The 17797-nt window shown below is 74.3% G+C and carries 15 protein-coding genes; 5 read left to right on the top strand and 10 right to left on the bottom strand.

Annotation, left to right across the window (positions count from 1 at the left end; all coding sequences use genetic code 11):
• Positions 1 to 46: 46 nt before the first annotated feature.
• The 4 genes from CFP65_RS00625 to CFP65_RS00640 form a co-directional block, all read right to left on the bottom strand.
• Positions 47 to 403: a hypothetical protein gene (locus CFP65_RS00625; protein WP_158701951.1), complete on the bottom strand. Its 357-nt coding sequence runs from the start codon at positions 401 to 403 to the stop codon at positions 47 to 49.
• Positions 404 to 573: 170 nt separating this feature from the next.
• Positions 574 to 1614, bottom strand: a complete 1041-nt coding sequence (locus CFP65_RS00630; protein ID WP_104814244.1) for an NAD(P)/FAD-dependent oxidoreductase — start codon at positions 1612 to 1614, stop codon at positions 574 to 576.
• Positions 1611 to 2126 carry an isoprenylcysteine carboxyl methyltransferase family protein gene (locus tag CFP65_RS00635; RefSeq protein WP_104814245.1) on the bottom strand — a complete coding sequence of 172 codons (516 nt, stop codon included), beginning with the start codon at positions 2124 to 2126 and terminating at the stop codon, positions 1611 to 1613. Before CFP65_RS00635 ends, CFP65_RS00630 begins: the two co-directional genes overlap by 4 nt.
• A 5-nt stretch (positions 2127 to 2131) precedes the next feature.
• Complete coding sequence (locus CFP65_RS00640; protein ID WP_104814246.1) at positions 2132 to 3253, bottom strand: type III polyketide synthase; 1122 nt, start codon at positions 3251 to 3253, stop codon at positions 2132 to 2134.
• A gap of 38 nt (positions 3254 to 3291) precedes the next feature.
• Between CFP65_RS00640 and CFP65_RS00645 the strand changes: the two genes are divergently transcribed.
• Complete coding sequence (locus CFP65_RS00645; protein ID WP_104814247.1) at positions 3292 to 4146, top strand: UbiA family prenyltransferase; 855 nt, start codon at positions 3292 to 3294, stop codon at positions 4144 to 4146.
• Positions 4147 to 4445: 299 nt separating this feature from the next.
• Here CFP65_RS00645 and CFP65_RS00650 read toward each other — a convergent pair whose 3' ends face one another.
• The 5 genes from CFP65_RS00650 to CFP65_RS00665 form a co-directional block, all read right to left on the bottom strand.
• A complete protein-coding gene (locus CFP65_RS00650) occupies positions 4446 to 5507 on the bottom strand; it encodes a hypothetical protein (RefSeq protein ID WP_104814248.1) in 1062 nt (353 codons plus the stop codon).
• Positions 5508 to 5685: 178 nt separating this feature from the next.
• Positions 5686 to 7371, bottom strand: coding sequence for an NAD(P)/FAD-dependent oxidoreductase (locus CFP65_RS00655; protein ID WP_104814249.1), 1686 nt, complete (start codon positions 7369 to 7371; stop codon positions 5686 to 5688).
• A gap of 40 nt (positions 7372 to 7411) precedes the next feature.
• On the bottom strand, positions 7412 to 8962 hold the full coding sequence (locus CFP65_RS00660; RefSeq protein ID WP_104814250.1) for an APC family permease: 1551 nt from the start codon (positions 8960 to 8962) through the stop codon (positions 7412 to 7414).
• 169 nt (positions 8963 to 9131) lie between these two features.
• Positions 9132 to 9308: a hypothetical protein gene (locus tag CFP65_RS38600; RefSeq protein ID WP_158701952.1), complete on the bottom strand. Its 177-nt coding sequence runs from the start codon at positions 9306 to 9308 to the stop codon at positions 9132 to 9134.
• A 200-nt stretch (positions 9309 to 9508) separates the two neighbouring features.
• Positions 9509 to 9910, bottom strand: coding sequence for a TIGR03618 family F420-dependent PPOX class oxidoreductase (locus tag CFP65_RS00665; RefSeq protein WP_104814251.1), 402 nt, complete (start codon positions 9908 to 9910; stop codon positions 9509 to 9511).
• Positions 9911 to 10048: 138 nt separating this feature from the next.
• Between CFP65_RS00665 and CFP65_RS00670 the strand changes: the two genes are divergently transcribed.
• The 4 genes from CFP65_RS00670 to CFP65_RS00685 all read left to right on the top strand — a co-directional run bounded on the left by CFP65_RS00670 (position 10049) and on the right by CFP65_RS00685 (position 14554).
• Complete coding sequence (locus CFP65_RS00670; RefSeq protein WP_104814252.1) at positions 10049 to 11335, top strand: ankyrin repeat domain-containing protein; 1287 nt, start codon at positions 10049 to 10051, stop codon at positions 11333 to 11335.
• A gap of 184 nt (positions 11336 to 11519) precedes the next feature.
• On the top strand, positions 11520 to 12917 hold the full coding sequence (locus CFP65_RS00675; RefSeq protein ID WP_371682340.1) for a DUF2252 domain-containing protein: 1398 nt from the start codon (positions 11520 to 11522) through the stop codon (positions 12915 to 12917).
• 210 nt (positions 12918 to 13127) lie between these two features.
• Positions 13128 to 14330 (top strand): cytochrome P450, encoded by a 1203-nt coding sequence (locus tag CFP65_RS00680; protein ID WP_104814253.1) that lies wholly within the window; start codon positions 13128 to 13130, stop codon positions 14328 to 14330.
• Entirely contained in the window at positions 14327 to 14554 is a 228-nt protein-coding gene (locus tag CFP65_RS00685; protein WP_254552141.1) for a ferredoxin, read from the top strand. Before CFP65_RS00680 ends, CFP65_RS00685 begins: the two co-directional genes overlap by 4 nt.
• Before the next feature lie 267 nt (positions 14555 to 14821).
• Here the strand turns inward: CFP65_RS00685 and CFP65_RS00690 are convergent, their stop codons facing one another.
• Positions 14822 to 17794 (bottom strand): SGNH hydrolase domain-containing protein, encoded by a 2973-nt coding sequence (locus CFP65_RS00690; protein ID WP_104814254.1) that lies wholly within the window; start codon positions 17792 to 17794, stop codon positions 14822 to 14824.
• Positions 17795 to 17797: the final 3 nt, after the last annotated feature.

Consider the following 17797-nt stretch of genomic DNA (forward strand, 5'->3'; position numbering starts at 1 on the left):
ATCCTCGCTGCTCAAGCCCCCTCACCGCCGGGAGGGGGCACCGCGCCTACAGCCGGGAGGCGAGCACCACCGGCAGCACCACCTGGATCGCCAACGCCCCGGCCGCCGCGTACCGCCCGCGCCGCGCCCCGGTGGTCCGGCGGCCGGCCGCCCACGCTCCGGCGGCCAGGCCGAACAGCACCAGCGCGAGGAGCAGCGCCGTGTCCTCGACCGCGGCCCGCAGCTGCTCGGGCGGCAGTCCGCCGCCCCATCCCGTGTCCACCGCCAGGCGGTAGCCCCGCCAGACGAAGGTGCAGAGCCACCAGTCGAGCAGCAGCACCGCTCCCCCGTAGACCGCCGCCCCGAGCAGGTCCGCCGCTTCGGCCCCGCTCCCCCGTACCTCGGGCCGTTCCGTCACTGCCACCGCTGACCCCCGTCACCGTTGACCCCGGCTGACCCCCGTCACCGGGTCGCTCACCCCCATGGTGCCGGGGAACCCACCCCTCCGGGAGCCGCTCGCGCAGACCCGTTCCGATCGTTGCCGAGTTGACGCCGCCGGCGCCGGCCGCCGACGCACCGTCGGCCCCTCGGGGTTCAGACCAACCAGTGGTTGACGATCCCGCTGAACACGCCCGGCAGCCGGGCGGCGGCGGGCACCAGGTGCGGTGCGGTGAACGGGTGGCCGCGCAGGCCGAGCAGGGCGGCGGTGAGCAGCCGGTGACGGCGGGTGGCCCGGCGCCAGGCGCGTTCGTAGCCCGCCGGGCGGCCGGTGCGGACGGCCTCGACCAGGGCGGCGGCGCCGCTCAGCGCGAGCGAGATGCCCTCGCCGGTCAGCGCGTCCACGTACCCGGCCGCATCGCCGACCAGCAGCACCCGCCCGCTGACCCGGGCCCGGACTCGCTGCCGCAGCGGACCGGCCCCGCGCACCGGCGTCTGGGCCGGCCCGCTCAGCCGCTCGCGCAGCGCGGGGAAGGCGGCCAGCTGTTCCTCGAACGGGGCGCGGCGGCCGGTGAGCAGCGCGACGCCGATCAGGTCGGCGGCGAGCGGGGTGACGTAGGCCTCGGCCTGCGGCGACCAGTGCACCTCGACGCAGTCCGTCCACGGGGCGATCCGGTAGTGGCGGCGCAGGCCGTACCGGGGCGGGCCCGACTCGGGTGCGGCCAGGCCGAGTCGGCGCCGGATCGGCGAGTGCAGGCCGTCGGCGGCCGCGAGGTGGCGTGCGGTGAGCACGGCGCCTCCCGCGGTGGTGGCGGTCACCAGCCGGTCGTCCTGCCGGACCTCGCTCACCTTCGACTCCAGGACGGGCACGCCGAGTTCGCCGACCCGGGCGGCGAGCGCTCGGTGCAGCTCGGTGCGGCGGACGCCGAGGCCGGGCTCGGCGGTGAACCGCGCCTCGGCCTGGTGCCGCGGGTCGAGGTACCGGATCCCGCGCAGCGGCCGGCCGGGCAGGCTCAGCCCCAACTCGCCCAGCGCGCGCACCGCCCCGGGCATCAGCCCCTCCCCGCAGGCCTTGTCCACCGGCGTCGGCCTCGGCTCGGCCACCGCGACGCTCAGCCCGGCCCGCGCCCCGAACACGGCCGTGGCCAGCCCGGCCGGCCCGCCGCCGACCACCAGCAGGTCCCACGGCGCGCTCATGCCGCCACCGCCTGGCTCAGCGCGGCGTTCTCACAGCGCAGCCGCACCGCGAGCAGCGGGAGGTTGAGCAGGGTGAACACCGTCGCGGTGAGCCAGGCGGTGTGCACCAGCGGCAGGGCCACGCCCTCGGCCAGCACGGCGCAGTAGTTGGGGTGGGCCAGCAGCCGGTACGGGCCCGCGGCGACCAGCGGCAGGCCGGGCACCACGATCACCCGGGTGTTCCAGCGCGGCCCGAGGGTGCGGATGCACCACCAGCGCAGGCCCTGCGCCGCGAGGACCACGGCCAGCATGGGCCAGCCGAGCCACGGGATGAACGGCTTTGCCGTCAAGGGCGGTTCGAGCAGGCAGCCGACCAGTAGACCGGTGTGCAGCAGCACCATCACGGGGTAGTGGCCGGGCCCGTGCTCGACACCGCCCCTGGCTCGACTCCAGGCGGCGTTCCGACGGGCCACCACGAGCTCCACCAACCGTTCCACGGCGGTGAGCAGCACCAAGGCGAGATACGCTCCCATGGCGACTACCAACCCAGCAGGACGAGTTCGGAGCTGAAGCCCGGCCCGAGCGCGACCATCAGCCCGGCGCTCCCCGGCGGGGGCGGGCCCTGCGCGAGGGTGTCCCGCAGGATGTGCAGCACCGAGGCGGAGGACAGGTTCCCGACCTCGGCGAGCGAACGCCTCGAGGGCGCGAGGCAGTTGTCCGCCAGCCCGAGCCCCTCCGCCAGGGCGTCCAGCACCTTCGGGCCGCCCGGGTGGCAGATCCACGCGGCCAGCTCTCCGGGCTTGAGATCGTGCCCGGCGAGGAAGGACTCGATCTCCTCCACCACGTGCAGCCCGGCCAGCTCGGGGAGTTCGGCTCCCAGGACGATCCGGAAGCCGGTGTCCCCCACCTGCCAGCCGAGCGCCTGCTCCGTCCCGGGGTAGAGCCGACTCCTGGCCGCCACCACCCTCGTTCCACCGCCCCCGACTTGACCGCCGACCGCCATGCCCGAGCCGACCGCCACTCGGTCGCCGACCGCGACCAGCGCGGCCGCGCCGTCCCCGAACAGCGCACTCGCGATCAGGCCCGCCGGGCTGGTGTCGCCGCGTTGGAGGGTGAGCGAGCAGAGCTCGACGCTGAGCAGCACGGCCGTCTGCTCGGGGTGCCCGCTGAGGTGCTCGTGCAGCGCGGCCAGCCCAGCCGCGCCACCCGCGCAGCCGAGGCCGAACAGCGGCAGCCGCCGCACGTCCGGGCGCAGGCCGATCCGGGCGGCCAGCCGGGCCTCCAGCGAGGGGGCGGCGATCCCGGTCACCGAGGTGGAGACCACCAGGTCGACCTGTTCGGCCGCGACGCCGGCCGCCGCCAGCGCCCCGGTCAACGCCTTCTCGGCCAACTCCGACCCGTGCTCCAGGTACAGGTCGTTGGCCTGCCCGAAGCCCCGCACCCGCGCGTACTCCTCGATCGGCAGCACCAGGTGCCGGGCCTCGACCCCGGCCGCCGCGTGCAGCCGCGCCAGCAGCGCCCGCTCCGCGCCGGTCCCTCCTCTGCTCCGGCTCCCGCTCCCGTTCTCCGGGAGGCAGAGCCCGGCGAGTGCCCGGGTGAGTTCGCGCTGCTCGTAGCGGTGCGGCGGCAACACTCCGTGGACGGCGGCGATTCGCGTCATTCGTCCAGAATAGGCACAGTCTGAGCCACCATCGGGTTATGGTGACTCCCCGGCATTTCGCCCCCACCACCGCACCCGCGCCCACCCCGGCGCGCAGCTTCCTCGGTCTGCTCGCCGCCGCCCACCCCGCCCCGGCGGCGGCCGTCACGGTGGTGGCCACGGCCCTGGCGGCGGGCGCCGGCCGCGGCCCGGGCAGCTCGGCGCTGGTCGGCCTCGCGGTGCTGGCCGGGCAGCTCTCGGTGGGCTGGTGCAACGACCGGGCCGACCTCGGCCGCGACCTGGCCACCGGACGCACCGACAAACCCCTGGTCACCGGCGCGGCCCGCCCCGAACTCGTCACGCTGGCGGCGGGCGGCGCCCTGGCGGCCTGCCTACCGCTCTCCCTGGCCGCCTCCGGGCTCGCCGCAGGCGCGGCCCACCTGCTGGGCGTAGCGGCCGCCTGGGCCTACAACCTCGGCCTCAAGCGCACCCTCTGGTCCTGGCTCCCCTACGCCCTCGCCTTCGGCCTGCTCCCCGTCTTCGCCCTCGGCGGCCCCACCCCGGCCCGGGCCATCGCGGCGGGCGCCCTCCTCGGCATCGGCGCCCACGCGGCCAACGTCCTCCCGGACATCGCCGACGACCTGCGCACCGGCATCCGCGGCCTCCCCCAACGCCTCGGCCCGGCCCTCACCCGCCTCCTCGCCGCCACCACCCTCTTCACCGCCTCGGCCGTCCTCCTCCTCACCCCCACCAGCACCCTCCCCCCGGCCACCCTCCTCGCCCCCGCCGCCCTGGCCACCACCACCGCCCTCCCCCTCCCGGGCCGCCGCCCCTTCACCGCAGCCCTGGCCCTAGCCCTCCTGGACGTAGCCCTGCTCCTCCTCAACGGCACCGCCCTCCGGGGCACCGCCTAGCCCGCCGAGAGGAGTTGACAGTGCGGCGAGTCACCCCGGACGGGGCACCCGCACGGCCCCCGCCGCCGGCCGGAGAGCTGCGGCTGCCCCGACCCGAGCCGGCCCCACACCCCGTCGCCCTGATGGCGGGACCAGCGGAGCCCGTTCCTCCCACCCCGGCGCTAGCGAACCCTCGGCAGACCGAAGCCCGACATCTGCCGCCTCGTACAGCGCGAGGACCTCCGCCGGGTCGAACTCCGTCTCCTCCGCGATGACCACGCCGAGCCCGCCCTCTCTGTACCGTGCCCTGCCCGGGCAGCCTAACCCGGGGCGGGGGCGGGGCTGCCCCAGCAGGAGAGGCCGGCCTCGGCGACCAGGAGGGTGGAGTAGTCCTCGCGGCGGATCCGGCGGTCGATGTAGAGCAGGCCGTTGGCGACGGGGGTGAGCGGGAGGGCCACGGCGAGGCCGAGCACCAGGCCGACGCCGGTGACGATGCCGCCGAGGGCGAGGCTCAGTGCGCTGACCCGACCGGCCGCGAGCACCACGGTGCCGCAGACCGCGAAGGGCAGCACCAGCACCTGCGTCGCGGTGGAGGCGACCATCCCGACCACGTACGGCACGCCCAGGCTCCGCCACCACGCGCCCTTGTTGAGGCACCAGGCCCGCCGGACGGCGTGCGTGGCGGAGAGGTTCTCCAGCACCACCACCGGCACCAGCAGGGCGAGCCGCACCTGCACGTACCCCGCCACGGCGAACCCGGGCACCACCAGTGCGAGCCCGAACTCCGCGAACCGGCCGTCCCCGGCCAGCAACCCGAGCAGGCCGGCAGGCAGGGCGGAGAGCGCCAGCACCACCAGACTGGCCAGCCCCGCGAGGAGTTGGGCGAGGACCACCCGACCGAGGAACGGCCTGGCCTCCTGCCATACCTGATGGGCCGTCACCTCTTGTCCGATCACCGCGTACCGCACCACGGTGGTGGCCGTGCTGTAGGAGACGGCGTACAGCACGGCCAGGCAGACCAGCGAGACCGCCAGGGCGACCAGAGCCGGGGTGGCCAGCCCGGCCGTCTCCCCGTCGGTGAGCCACGTGAGTCGGGGCAGCCGGGTGAGTGACCGGCCCGCCACGCCGCCCTCGCTGTCCCGCAGTGCGAAGGCCACTGCGCCGAAGGCCAGGCCGAGCAGGCCGACCGCTCCCCCGGCGGCGGCCAGCACGGGCAGGTAGACGGCCTTCGTGCAGCGGCCGAGCGTGGTGAAGACCCCGCCGATGATGTCGCCGACGCCGAGCGGGCGCAGCGGGATCACCCCCGGCCGGATCTCGGGCAGGCGGTGGAGCGCCGGCGCCCACCCCGTCCCGGTCAGTTGCCATCCCCCGTCGGTGTTCATCGACCGCCTTCCGCTCACGCTCCGCACCGGAGCCCCCAGAGCGTACGTGAGGCACGGCGACCACCCGACGGAGGACGGGCGTCTTGACCGGTTTACGCCAACACCGGCCTGGGCAGCGGCCGTCGGAGACCTGAAGCGGTCACCGGACGGCCGCGCGGCGCCCCTCCGGAGCCGTCGTTCAGAGCCCCATCGCGGCCAGCACCTCCCCGGCCGCCCGGGCACCCTCGGTCGCGCCGCCGTTCATGTAGCCCTGGAAGTCGTACGAGGTGTGCTCGCCCGCGAAGTGCAGATTGCCCTGCGCGGTGCCCTCGTAGCCCGCGTAGGTGGTCAGGTAGCCCACCGGCCAGTAGGAGTAGGCGCCGTAGGAGTACGGGTTGAGGTGCCAGGCCGAGAGGGTGGCCCGGCCGTTCCACACCGCGCTGGTGCCGGGCCAGACCTGGTCGATCTGGGCCTGGTAGGTGGCGGCCAGGGTGCGGGTGTACGGGGTGCTCGCGTCGGTGAAGGCGCGCGGCGGCTGGAGGCCGCCGGCCAGCGAGCCGCCGCCGTACTGGATCAGGATGCCGCCGGTGCCGGCCTGGCCCCGGGTGGCGTCCCAGGCCTGCTGGAACGGCAGGTCGGCGAAGCACTCGCTGTTGGAGACGCCGGGCCAGGGGCCGGTGCCCTGCCAAGGGCGCCTGGTGAACTGCATGTTGAGCTTGGTGCAGTACCCCATGGTCATGTGGGCGAGCACTCCGCGCATCCGGGCGTCCAGCCCGGCTCCACTCAGGTCGATGTGCTTCTGCAGGATCGGCAGCGGCACGGCGAGGATGGTGTGGTCGGCGGTGACGGTCTTGGTGCCGCCGCCGTCCAGGTCGAAGCTCAGGGTCTGGGTGCCGTCGGCGTTGCGGGTCACGGCGGTCAGCGTGTGGCCCTGCCGGACGGTACCTGCCGGGAGCGCTCCGGCTATGGCGTAGGGGAGTTGGTCGTTGCCGCCGACGATGTGGTACCGCTCGTCGGAGGATCCCCAGATGCTGAAGCTGCCGGGGTTGGACTGGGCGGAGAGCATCTGGATCAGCGCGAAGGAGGACTGCGCGGTGGTGTCGGCGCCGTACTCGACGTTGTAGGCCACGTCGAGGAAGGAGCCGAGACGGCTCGAAACCCCGCCGGGCACCCTGGAGTTGATCCAGTCCCGGATCGAGAGCTGGTCGAGCGTGACGGCCCCGGCGGTGTGGTTGTCCCAGGTCGGCGAGGAGCCGCCGTTCCGGGCATCAGTCTTGAGCACCTGCCAGATGGCCTTGAAGTCGTCGTCGGCCTGGGCGTGCGGGTAGTAGTCGCCCTGGAAGCGCAGGATCTGGTCGGAGCCGGCGGGCGCCGGGGAGAGCACGTCCACCGTCCGGAGGCCGAAGCGCTGGCAGAGCTGGAGGATCGCGTGGTGGCCGGTGTCGATCAACTCTCCGCCGTACTCGGAGACTTGTCCCTGGTCCCAGAGGCCCGGGTTGAGCGGGCCGCCGCCGGAGTACATCCGGCCGCCGAGGCGGGTGGGGTTGGCCTCGTAGACGGTGGAGCTCACCCCCTTGTCGGCCAGGGTCAGCGCGGCGTTCAGGCCGGAGATGCCACCGCCGATGATGGCCACCCGAGGGGTGGGCCCCCCGTGGTGGTACATGGTGTCGGCGGCCCGGGCCCGGGGCGCCCGGGCCACGGCGGTCAGGCCGATGCCGAGGGCCGCGGCCCGGGTGAGCAGCGCGCGGCGGGACGGGCCGTCCGGTTCGGCGCGGGCCTCGTCGCGCAGGCCTCGGTACTCCTCGACGGGCAGCGCGAGGCGTTCGGCGGTCGCCCGGTCGGTGAGGTACCGCTGCAGGTGACGGGCGAGCGGAGAGCGAGCCATGTGGGGGTAGGTCCTCTCGATCGGTGGGGGCGGAGCGGGGTCAGACGGTGATGCGGTCCTGGGTGTCCTCGTGCTCCTCGGCGTCCTCGCGCTCCTGGGCGTCCTCGACCACCAGGCGGCCCATGACCTCGTACTTCTCCGGGTGGCGGGCCCGCATCCACAGGGCCAGCGCGATGCCCCCGGCGAAGACCAGGCCGACGATCCACGGGATCAGCTTGAAGAAGAAGATCTTCGAGGCGGCGCCCGCGGCGGTGTCCATGTTGACCACCAGCAGCACGATCGCGGCCAGCATGCCGAGCCCGCCGAGCAGCGGGGCGGTGAAGGTGCGGAACCAGTGCCGGGATTCGGGGTGGTGACGGCGGAAGTAGACGATCACGGCGAAGGAGCAGAGCGTCTGCACCACCAGCAGCGCCAGCGTGCCGAGGATCGCGGTGAGCGTGTAGAGGCTGACGTACGGGTCCTGGCCGGCCGCCCAGAAGCCGCCCACGATGACCAGGGCGATCGCCGTCTGGGTGAACGAGGCCAGGTGCGGCGAACCGTGCTTGGGGTGGGTGCGGCCGAGCGCCGGGTGCAGGAAGCCCTCCCGGCCGATCGCGTAGAGGTACCGGGCGGCGCACTGGTGGAAGGCCAGGCCGCAGGCGAAGGCGCTGGTGCACATCAGCCACTGGAAGGCCTCCACGGCCCAGTGCCCGAGGTAGGTCTGCGCGGGGGCGAGGAAGAGGTCCAGCGGGTTGGTGCCGCCCGCGATGGTGAGCGACTGGGTCGGGCCGTTGGCGGAGAGCACCATCCAGGTGACGAAGGTGTAGAGCACGCCGAGGATCAGCACGGCGGCCAGCGTGGCGCGCGGGATGATCCGCTTCGGGTCACGCGACTCCTCGCCGTACATCGCGGTGGACTCGAAGCCGATCCAGGACCAGAAGCAGAAGAACAGACCCACCCCGGCGTTGACGCCCGCGAAGGCCCCGGTCGGGTTGAGCGTGCCCGGGTGCAGGCCGCCGGGGCCGCCGCCGTGCGCCAGCACCGAGCCGGCCAGCAGCACCAGCATCAGCACCTCGCCGACCAGGAAGGCGCCCAGCACCTTGGAGGCCACCTCCAGGTCGAAGTACGAGAGCACTGCGGTGATCGCCAGCATCGCCAGCGCGAACACCTGCCAGGCCCAGTGCACGCCGAACTGGGCGGCGAAGGCCTGCTGGGCGAAGTAGGCGAAGATGCCGACGATCGAGGCCTCGAACACCACGTAGGCGAGCACCGCGAGCAGCCCGGAGGCCATTCCGGCCACCCGGCCGAGGCCGTGCGAGACGAACCCGTAGAACGCTCCGGCAGTGGTGATGTGCCGGGCCATCGAGACGTACCCGATGGTGAAGACGGTGAGCACCAGGGTCACGAAGAGGAACCCGGCGGGCGCGTGCACGCCGTTGCCGCCGCCGACGATCACCGGCAGGTTGCCGGTCATCGCGGTGATCGGGGCGGCGGTGGCCAGCGCCATGAAGACCACCCCGGCCAGACCGACCGAATTCGCCTTCAGGCGTTGGACCTCGGGCGGGGCGGCGGTGGCGGAGGTGTCCGCGACGGAGGGCGGCGGGACGGGCATGGATTCGCTCCCTGAGCACTGGGCTGCCTGATCGGGCTCCGCCGAAGCAGAGTTGGCCCAGTGTGGGGTGCGTCACGCCGCCGGGGGCAGGCGCATGCTGTAGCGCGGGCTGTTAAAGGATTGACGCCCTGTCGCCCGTTCGGGTGCAGGTCGTGACCGATCTGCCGCGCTATGCGGGGAGTTGACCCATCCCCACGGCCGCCGCCACCGTCGCCTCGGCCTCGGCGGCCGCCCGCTCCACGGCCCGCCGGTCGGCCTCCAGGGAGGCTGCCAACCGGTCGAGCAGCAACTGGAAGCGCTGGGTGTCGGCGTGGTCGAGGTACTGGGCGGCGTAGGGCTGCGACATGACTGGGCGTCTGCTTTCGGGGCTGGCCGGGAGCGAGGGTGGCCGGGTGGTGGTCGACGGACGACGCTCGACGAGGACAGCGCCATCCTTCCCAGCCCGGCTCAACACTCGATAAACGCAGCCCCTGCCCCTCACGTCACGCCCTCACCCGCTCCGGTCAGGGCGTGCGACCCCGACCTCGGGTGACGGCCCGCTCCGGCTCAGGCCCGGCCGAGCGCCCGGTCGACCGTGATCTCGATGACCACCCGGTTGGGGTTCACCCGGGGCTCCTTGTACCGCTCGGCGTACCGCCGCTCGCCCTCGGCCACCGACTCCGCGTCGGCCCGCACCCGCGCCACTCCCTCCAGCGTGGACCAACGGGCCCGGTCCACCTGACAGAGCGCCACCCGCACGCCGGCCTCCCCGGCCGCCAGCACGTTCCGCACCTTCCGGCTCGCGGCGTCGCTGATCACCCGAGCCGTCCGGGTCTGCGGGTCGTAGGTCGCCCCGACCGGCACCACGTGCGGCGAACCGTCCGGGCGCAGCGTGGTGAGGGTGCAGAGGTGGCGCTCGCGCCAGAATTCCAGGTATCCGGCGTCGAGCGCGGAGAGGTCGTGGGCCATACCCGCATGCTATGCGCAACGCCCTTCGGCTATCGTCCGGTGGATCCGTCGTCAGCCCGAAGTTCCGCGGAGGTGAGCGTGGCAGGGGATCCACTACCCGTAGGGGCGGGCCGCGCCGGGGATCCACTCCTCGAGGCGGTGCGCCGTGGCGACGAGGGCGCGGTGCGGATCCTGCTGGAGGACGGTGCGGATCCGGAGACGTTCGACGAGCACGGCCTCCCCGTCCTCTGCCTGGCGGTCGCCGCGTTCGACGCCTCGGTGGCCGGCCACCTGGTGACCGGCGGTGCCGACGCGTCCCGTCGCCTCCCTGACGGGACCACACCGCTGCTCCGGGCCGTCGACAGCGGCTCGGTCGGCCTCGTCCGCGCGCTCCTCGACGAGCCCCCGTCGCTCCACGGCTCCGCCCGCGCGGAACTGCTCGCCCGCGCTCGCCAGTGGCACGAGACCGGTGCGGTGGCCATGCTGCGGCAGTCGACCGGCAGTGTGGAGCCCGTCGCACCGGTCCGCGTCCGGGATCCACTCTGGTTCACCGACTACCACGAGCTCCGCCTCGGCGGGTTGACCGTCCGGGACGGCCACACCGGTGTCCTCGCCCTCCTGGAGCGGAGCTTCGGACTGTGCCCGACCGTCACCGAGTTGGCCGACCGGGCCGGCGCCCTGGAGCATCCCGACCACGAGCACGCCTCCTGGTCGGAGCTGGTCGAGACCCTGGCCGCCCGGCATGACGAGGAGACCTGGGCGGGCGCGGCGGCCCTGCGCGCTCACCCGGACCCGGTGCACCGCCGGTTCGGGGTGGAGGTCCTGGTCTCCCTCAACCTCGCGGACCTCATCGCCGACCTCCCCACCCCATTCGAGCGCCCCACCCGAGAGCTCCTGCTCGACTGGGCGGCTGCGGGTGACCGGCCGGAGGTGCTCGCCGAACTCCTGGCCGGCCTGTCGCACCACGAGGACCCGAGGATCGAGCCCCTCGGCCTCTCCTACCTCTCGCATCCGTCCCCGTCGGTGCGGGCCCGGGTACCGTCGGCGCTGGACTGCACCGCTCCGGACCACCCGGCCCGGCGGACCTTCACCCCCGCCGGACTGGCGGCCCTGCTCACCTTGGCCCAGGACGCCGATGCCGAGGTCCGCGCCGTCGCCGGCTACCAGCTGGCCGAGAGCGCGCACCAGGAGCCCGCGGTGGCCGACGCCCTGGCCGCCCTGCTGGACGACGCCCGGCAGGTGACCCGGATCTGGGCGGTCTCCGGCTTGGCCCAACGGGACGATCCCCGCTGCCTCGCCGGCGCCACCCGGATCGGCCCGATCGCGGACCGCCAGGCCTGGTCCTGGATCCTCGATGCCCCGGCACGCTACGAGGAGCGGCGCCGGCGCCGAGGAGGCCCGACCGGCTCACCGCCAGGCCGAACCCGCTCCGGAGCGCACCGCTGATGAGTGAGCGAAGCCCGGTCGGCGACCGGCGAGACCCGCTCGGCGGCCGCAGGAGCAGCCGGGCGGGCGGTCGGAGCGGCGACCGGAACGACCGCCGGACGCACCGCCGACCCGGCACTCGTTCGGACGCGAGCACGGGGGTACTACGCTGTGGCCCGTCGACGGCGACCGGAGGGAGGCCCGGGTGGCGGAGAGCGTACGCGGGTACCCGGTACCGGGGTTCGGCGTCTGGCCGCCGGAGCGCGGAGCGCGACGGGAGGGCAAGCTGCTGCGGCTCAAGGTGCCCCGGGCGGCGCACGCCGAGTTCGAGCCGCCCACCGATCGGCCGAGCGTGGTGGCCGCCGTGGAAGCCGCGAACACCGGGCGGCTGCCCGAGCTGGTGCCGATCCGGGTGGGACGAATGGCCGCCTCGCCGTTCGCCTTCCTGCGCGGCTCGGCCGGTCTGATGGCCTGCGATCTCGCCGCCACCCCGACCACCGGGCTCACCACTCAGCTGTGCGGCGACGCCCACGCGGCCAACTTCGGGCTCTACGGCGACTCCCGCGGCCGGCTCGCGATCGACATCAACGACTTCGACGAGACGGTGACCGGGCCCTGGGAGTGGGACCTGAAGCGGCTGGCCGCGAGCCTGGTCCTGGCCGGCCGCCAGGCCGGGGCCGACGAGGCGAGCTGCCGCCGGGCCGCGGCCGACGCCGCGGCCGCGTACCGCCGCACCGTCCGTCTGCTGGCCCGGATGCCTGCCCAGGACGCCTGGCACGCCACCCCGGACGGCGACCTGGTGGCCTTCGCCGACGCCCACGAGCTCACCGAGGTGCTCCGCCCGGTGGCGGCCAAGGCCCTGCACAACACCAGCGCGAAGTTCGCCGCCAAGTCCACCGTCCGGACCGAGGACGGCCGTTGGCGCTTCACCGCCTCGCCACCGGTGCTCCGCGAGGTGACGGACGGGCAGGCCACGGCGGTGGCCGCCGCACTGGCCGGCTACCGGGACACCGTGCCGGAGGACCTGCACCCGCTCCTCGCCCGCTACCACGTGCAGGACGTGGCCTTCCGGGTGGTCGGCACCGGCAGCGTCGGCACCCGTAGCTACGTCGTGCTGCTGCTCGACCGCCGGGACGAGCCCCTGGTGCTCCAGGTCAAGGAGGCCCGCCCCTCCGTGCTCCTCCCGCACCTGGCCAGGGCCGGCTACCCGCTGCACGCCCCGGTCGCCCACGAGGGGCGCCGGGTGGTGCTCGGCCAGCAGCGGATGCAGGTGGTCAGTGACCCGCTGATGGGCTGGACCACGGTGGACGGACTCCCCTACCAGGTCCGGCAGTTCCGCAACCGTAAGGGCAGCGTCGACCCGGCCGCCCTGCTCCCCGGCCAGCTCGACGACTACGGCCGGCTGACCGGCGCGCTGCTCGCCAGGGCCCACACCCACACCGCCGACGCCGCCGTGCTGGCCGGCTACTGCGGCCGGGGCGAGGCGCTGGACGAGGCGGTCGCGGCCTTCGCCGTGGCCTACGCGGACCGCACCGAAGCCGACCACGCCGAGCTGCTCGCGGCGATCCGCTCCGGCCGGCTCGCTGCCGAGACCGGGGTCTGAGCTCCCCGGTGTGGCCGCGGCCTGGTCCGGCTGCGGCCGCACCGCTGCGACGGATGTTCGGACGCCTCCCCAACGGGGCGCCAACTGGCCTGAAAGGGATCAGTGTTGGCCGGTTCGCGCCCTACCTGCGGACGGCGGCCGGGCCTACGGTCGGGATTACCGGGCCTTGCCGTCGCAGGGCGCGTCCGGCCGACCACGAGGAGTCGCAGAATGACCGTCGAGCAGAGCCAGGCACCAGCCGGCGGCCCGCTCATCCCGCTGCACTGCCTGCGCCACGCCGAACCCGGGCCGCCCCGGCTCGCGGCGCTCCCCACCGGCACCCCGGTCTGGGTGGTCACCCGGCACGCCGACGTCCGGCAGGCCCTCACCGACCCCCGGCTCGACCGGGCCTCCCTCTACGCTCCGGGCGCCCCGCCCGTGACCGTCATCCCGAACATCCTGGACGCCCCCGACACCCTGCTCAACATCGACGGGCCCGAGCACCAGGCCCTGCGCCGCACCGTCCAACGCGCCTTCACCCCGCGTGCCATCGAACGCTGGCGCCCCTGGGTCGCCTCCGTGGTGGAGGACCTGATCGACGGCCTCGCCGCCTCCGGCTCCCCCGCCGACGTGGTCGCCGCCTTCAGCCGGCCGCTCCCGGTCCAGGTGATCTGCCGCCTGATGGGCCTCGACCACAACGAGCTCACCAAGCTGGCCGACTGGAGCGAGCACGCGCTCTCCGCCACCGCCTACACGGCGGAGGAGATCCAGCAGGCCATGCAGGAGTTCGGCGCCTTCGGCTACCAACTCGTGCTCGAGCGCCGCAAGAACCCCGGCGACGACCTCGTCTCCAGCCTGGTGCTCGCCGCCGACGAGACCGGCGGCGCCTCCGAGATCCAACTCACCATGCTGGTGATCGGCCTCGTGCTCGCCGGACACGAGACCACCATGACCACCCTCGGCAACGCCATCGTCTACCTCCTGGACGAGGACCGCGAGGCCTGGGCCCGGATCGGTGCCGACCAGGAGGCCGCCGTCCAGGCCACCGAGCAGGCCCTGCGCACCATCCCGCTCGGCGACAACCTCACCGGCCCGGGCCTGCTGCGCCGCGCCAACGCCGACCTCGAGATCGGCGGGGTCACCATCCCGGCCGGCAGCATCGTCGCCGCCGACGCGGGCACCGCCAACCACGACCCGGAGGTCTACCCGCCGGGCATCGACCTCTTCGCCCCGCTCGGCACCCCCAGCCTCACCTTCGGTGCCGGCCCGCACCACTGCCTGGGCGCCTGGCTGGCCCGGATGGAGCTCGAGCTCGGCCTGCACGGCCTGGCCCGCCGCTTCCCCGAACTCCGCCTCACCGAGCCCACCACCGACATCTCCTGGCGCACCGGCCTGATGACCCGCAGCCCGCTCTCCCTGCAGGTCGCCTGGTGAACGAGGACCTCACCATCCGCGTCGACCAGACCCGCTGCGTCGGCACCGGCCAGTGCGCCCGCACCGCCCCCGACGCCCTGACCCTCGGCCGCAACGGCCGCGCCCAACCCCGCGACCAGCACTCCACCGACCTCGACACCCTCACCGAAGCCGCCGACTTCTGCCCCGTCGAGGCCATCACCATCCACCTCGCCTCCACCGGCGAACAAGTCGCCCCGCTCTGACCTCTCTTCAGTTTTCAAAGAGCGGCCTTCAGCAGCACCCCGTCGTCAGTGCCCGCGCCCCCGACGTCCCGTCGGGGGCGCGGGCAACTGTGCGAAACCGGAGGACGCACAGCCGGTGCCCGCCACGGTGAGCCGGCCGAACAGGCCAACCCGCCCGCCTTCTTCGACCTCCACCTCCGCAGTCTCGACCCGAAACGCAGTGAGCCGGCTGCACCGTCACCTCGCGACAGCACAACCGGCTCACCCTCCGGCAAGCCCCCGCCCCCGCTACCCCTTCACGGCCACACTCACGTAGTCCACCTTCATCGCATGCCCCGGCTCGGTCGCGGCCGTCAGCCGCGACCCGAAGGCATCCGGCAGCCCACCGCCCATCGCGAGGTTGAGGAGCAGGAAATGGCCCTTGTGCAATGCCTGGTCCCAGACCGCCGGATCGATCCCGGCCGCGCCGACGTGGTGGTACTCACGCCCGTCCAGGTACCACCGCACCTGCTCCGGGCTGCGCGAGCGGTCCACCTCCACGGCGTACGTGTGGAAGCCGGCACCGCACGCGCCGCACGGCACCTCGCCCGACCCGAGCCCCTTCGGCTCCTGGCACGGGCCGCCCGTGGCACTGCCGCAGTGCAGCGTCCCGAACACCGAGCCCTTCCCGCCGACCGCCTCCATCGCGTCGATCTCCCCGATGCCCGGCCAGCCCGAGTACCCCTGCCGCAGGCCGCCGCCCAGCGTCCAGAAGGCCGGCCAGTACCCACCGGCCTTGGCTCCGCTCACCTCGGGCAGCGCGATCGAGGCCTCGATCCGCAGCACCCCGCCCGCCGGTGCGGCGAAGTCGGCCCGACGGCTCTCGATCCGCCCCGAGCTCCACTTCCCGTCCGCCAGCGTGGGCACCAGCTCCAGCACCCCACGACCGTCCAGCCGCACGTTCTCCGGCGAATCCGTCATCGTCTCGACCTCTCCGGTCCCCCACTGGGCGGCCGGGCAGCCCGGGTAGCAAGTGCCGAGGTCGTACTGCCAGTTGACGCTGGACGGCCGGCTGCCCGCCGGCCCGTCGAAGTCGTCCCGCAGCAGCGTGGTCCATCCGCCACCCAGCAGGCCGGCCGTGCCCAGCAGCCGCTCGAGCCGGGGCGTGAGCACCACCACGGCCGTATTGGTCAGGTGAGCGTCGTCCCGGTAGAGCAGGATGCGCTCCAGCACCGAGGGGCAGCTGCGCCCGGAGCCCGGGCAGAGCACGGAGTTGACCTCCACCGCCGTCACCCCGGGCTCGCGCCCGGCGGCGGCCGACTCGGCGAGCGGGTCCGGCCACTGCGCGGCGCTGCGCGAGAAGTCGCAGGCGCCCAGGTCCTCGGCGTGGCCCGACACGCAGGCGGGCACGTCCAGGCCGGGGATCGGCGTGTCCTTGAGGTAGACGATCGGCGCGCCGATCTTCCGTAGCGGAGTGAGCGTCTTCTGCCAGGCCTGCTCCAGCACCGCGCGGTCGTCGGTGTACCGGTTCAGCGAGGCGATCACGATCAGTCTGGGTTTGGCCTCCCCGGCGAGCCGGGCCAGGCTGTCCGCCCGCCAGGTGTCGCACTCGTGGTAGGTACGTCCCAACTGTGGGTTGGTGACGGTCAGTTCGGCCAACGGGCAGCCCTGCTTGACCAACTCCTCCACCCCCCAGTGCCGGGCCGCGGCGATCGCCAGCACGGCCGAGTACCACTGCCCGGCGTGCGAATCTCCGAGCAGGACGATCCGGTCCGATCCACCGCCGGGGCCGGTGAGGCAGGCCGGGCTGGTCACCGCCGTGGGCGCCACCTCGCAGACCCCGTCCGGCGGGAAGTCCTGCCGGGCCTGCACCGGACCGGGCACCACCGGCCCGCTCGCGAGGCCCGCCCCGCTCCCGCTGCCACCGGCAGCACCGGCCCGCACCAGCAGCGAGGTGCCGTCGGGCGAGCCGGGCGGCAGCCCGGCCAGGTCGACCGGCGCAGCGGGCCCGAGCAGCCGCAACGTACCGGTGCCGACCACCAGCGCGAGCACCAGCGGCACCACCACCGCACCGAGCCCCAAGGAGAGCCCACGGCGCGGGAGTTCGGCCACCACGGGGTTGCTGCGCAGTGGCCGCTCGACCCACCGCATGGCGGCGTACGCGGGCAGCGCGGCGGCGGCCGTCAGGGCCGCCTTCGCCGGCCAGCCCAGGGTGCCCAGCCGGGCCTCCGCGAAGACCAGCACCGGCCAGTGCCAGAGGTACAGGTTGTAGGAGAGCCGTCCGATCGCCCGGGCCGGCCGCAGTCCGAGCAACCGCTCGGCGCCGTAGGAGACTTCACCGTCACCGCGCAGCCCCGGGGTCCCCGCCAGGATCACCGCGGCGGTGCCGAGGGTCGGCACCAGCGCGGCCCAGCCGGGGTAGGGAGTGCGCGCGTCGTAGCTGAGGACCGACCAGCCGATCGCGGCCAGCCCGAGCCAGCCGCAGAGCGCCCGCAGGGGCCGGGGCCCGGGCAGCCGGTGCCAGGGCAGCACGGCCAGCAGTGCCCCGACGGCGAACTGCCAGGCCCGCGAGGGCGTGCCGAGGTAGGCGAGCGAGACCGACCCCCGCGTCCACCCCAGCGCCAGCGCGAAGGACACCAGGGTGAGCGCCCCGGTCACCAGCACCAGGACCAGCCGCAGCGCCCGCCCACGCCCGGGGCCGGCCACCGTACCCCCCGCCCGGCGCCGCACGGCCCGGACGACCAGCCAACCGAGCAGCGCCACCAACGGGCCCCACACCAGGTAGAACTGTTCCTCCACGGCCAGCGACCAGAAGTGCAGCAGCGGGCTGGGGTCACGTCCGGCCGCCAGGTAGTCCGTCTGCTCCGCGACGAACCGCCAGTTGGCCACGGACAGGGCGGCGGCGAGCACGTCGTACTCGGTGTCGGTGCGGTGCAGCGGAGCGGTGAACCAGACTCCGGCGAGCGCCGCGACGGCCAGCACCAGTCCGGCCGAGGGCAGCAGTCGGCGGGCCCGCCGGGAGAAGAACTCGGCGAGCCGCACCCGCCCGGTGGTGACGGCCTCGCGCAGCAGCTGGCCGGTGATCAGGTAGCCGGAGACGACGAAGAAGACGTCCACGCCCACGAATCCCCCGGCGAGGCCGGGTACGGCGGCATGGAAGGCGAGCACTCCGAGCAGCGCGACGGCGCGCAGCCCCTCGATGTCGGGCCGGTGCCCGCCGCGCGAGCGCGGCGGCCGCGCGGGCGGCGGGGATATGACGACGGGTCGGGTCAGTACGGCCATGGT

Origin of the sequence: Kitasatospora sp. MMS16-BH015, assembly GCF_002943525.1 — a bacterium.
Lineage (GTDB): Bacteria > Actinomycetota > Actinomycetes > Streptomycetales > Streptomycetaceae > Kitasatospora.

What these genes read in the sequence shown, in the direction of transcription:
- CFP65_RS00630 (WP_104814244.1), bottom strand. Translation starts at nt 1,614, where the DNA reads ATGAGCGCGCCGTGGGACCTGCTGGTGGTCGGCGGCGGGCCGGCCGGG.
- CFP65_RS00635 (WP_104814245.1), bottom strand. Translation starts at nt 2,126, where the DNA reads ATGGGAGCGTATCTCGCCTTGGTGCTGCTCACCGCCGTGGAACGGTTG.
- CFP65_RS00640 (WP_104814246.1), bottom strand. Translation starts at nt 3,253, where the DNA reads ATGACGCGAATCGCCGCCGTCCACGGAGTGTTGCCGCCGCACCGCTAC.
- CFP65_RS00645 (WP_104814247.1), top strand. Translation starts at nt 3,292, where the DNA reads ATGGTGACTCCCCGGCATTTCGCCCCCACCACCGCACCCGCGCCCACC.
- CFP65_RS00650 (WP_104814248.1), bottom strand. Translation starts at nt 5,507, where the DNA reads ATGAACACCGACGGGGGATGGCAACTGACCGGGACGGGGTGGGCGCCG.
- CFP65_RS00655 (WP_104814249.1), bottom strand. Translation starts at nt 7,371, where the DNA reads ATGGCTCGCTCTCCGCTCGCCCGTCACCTGCAGCGGTACCTCACCGAC.
- CFP65_RS00660 (WP_104814250.1), bottom strand. Translation starts at nt 8,962, where the DNA reads ATGCCCGTCCCGCCGCCCTCCGTCGCGGACACCTCCGCCACCGCCGCC.
- CFP65_RS38600 (WP_158701952.1), bottom strand. Translation starts at nt 9,308, where the DNA reads ATGTCGCAGCCCTACGCCGCCCAGTACCTCGACCACGCCGACACCCAG.
- CFP65_RS00665 (WP_104814251.1), bottom strand. Translation starts at nt 9,910, where the DNA reads ATGGCCCACGACCTCTCCGCGCTCGACGCCGGATACCTGGAATTCTGG.
- CFP65_RS00680 (WP_104814253.1), top strand. Translation starts at nt 13,128, where the DNA reads ATGACCGTCGAGCAGAGCCAGGCACCAGCCGGCGGCCCGCTCATCCCG.
- CFP65_RS00690 (WP_104814254.1), bottom strand. Translation starts at nt 17,794, where the DNA reads ATGGCCGTACTGACCCGACCCGTCGTCATATCCCCGCCGCCCGCGCGG.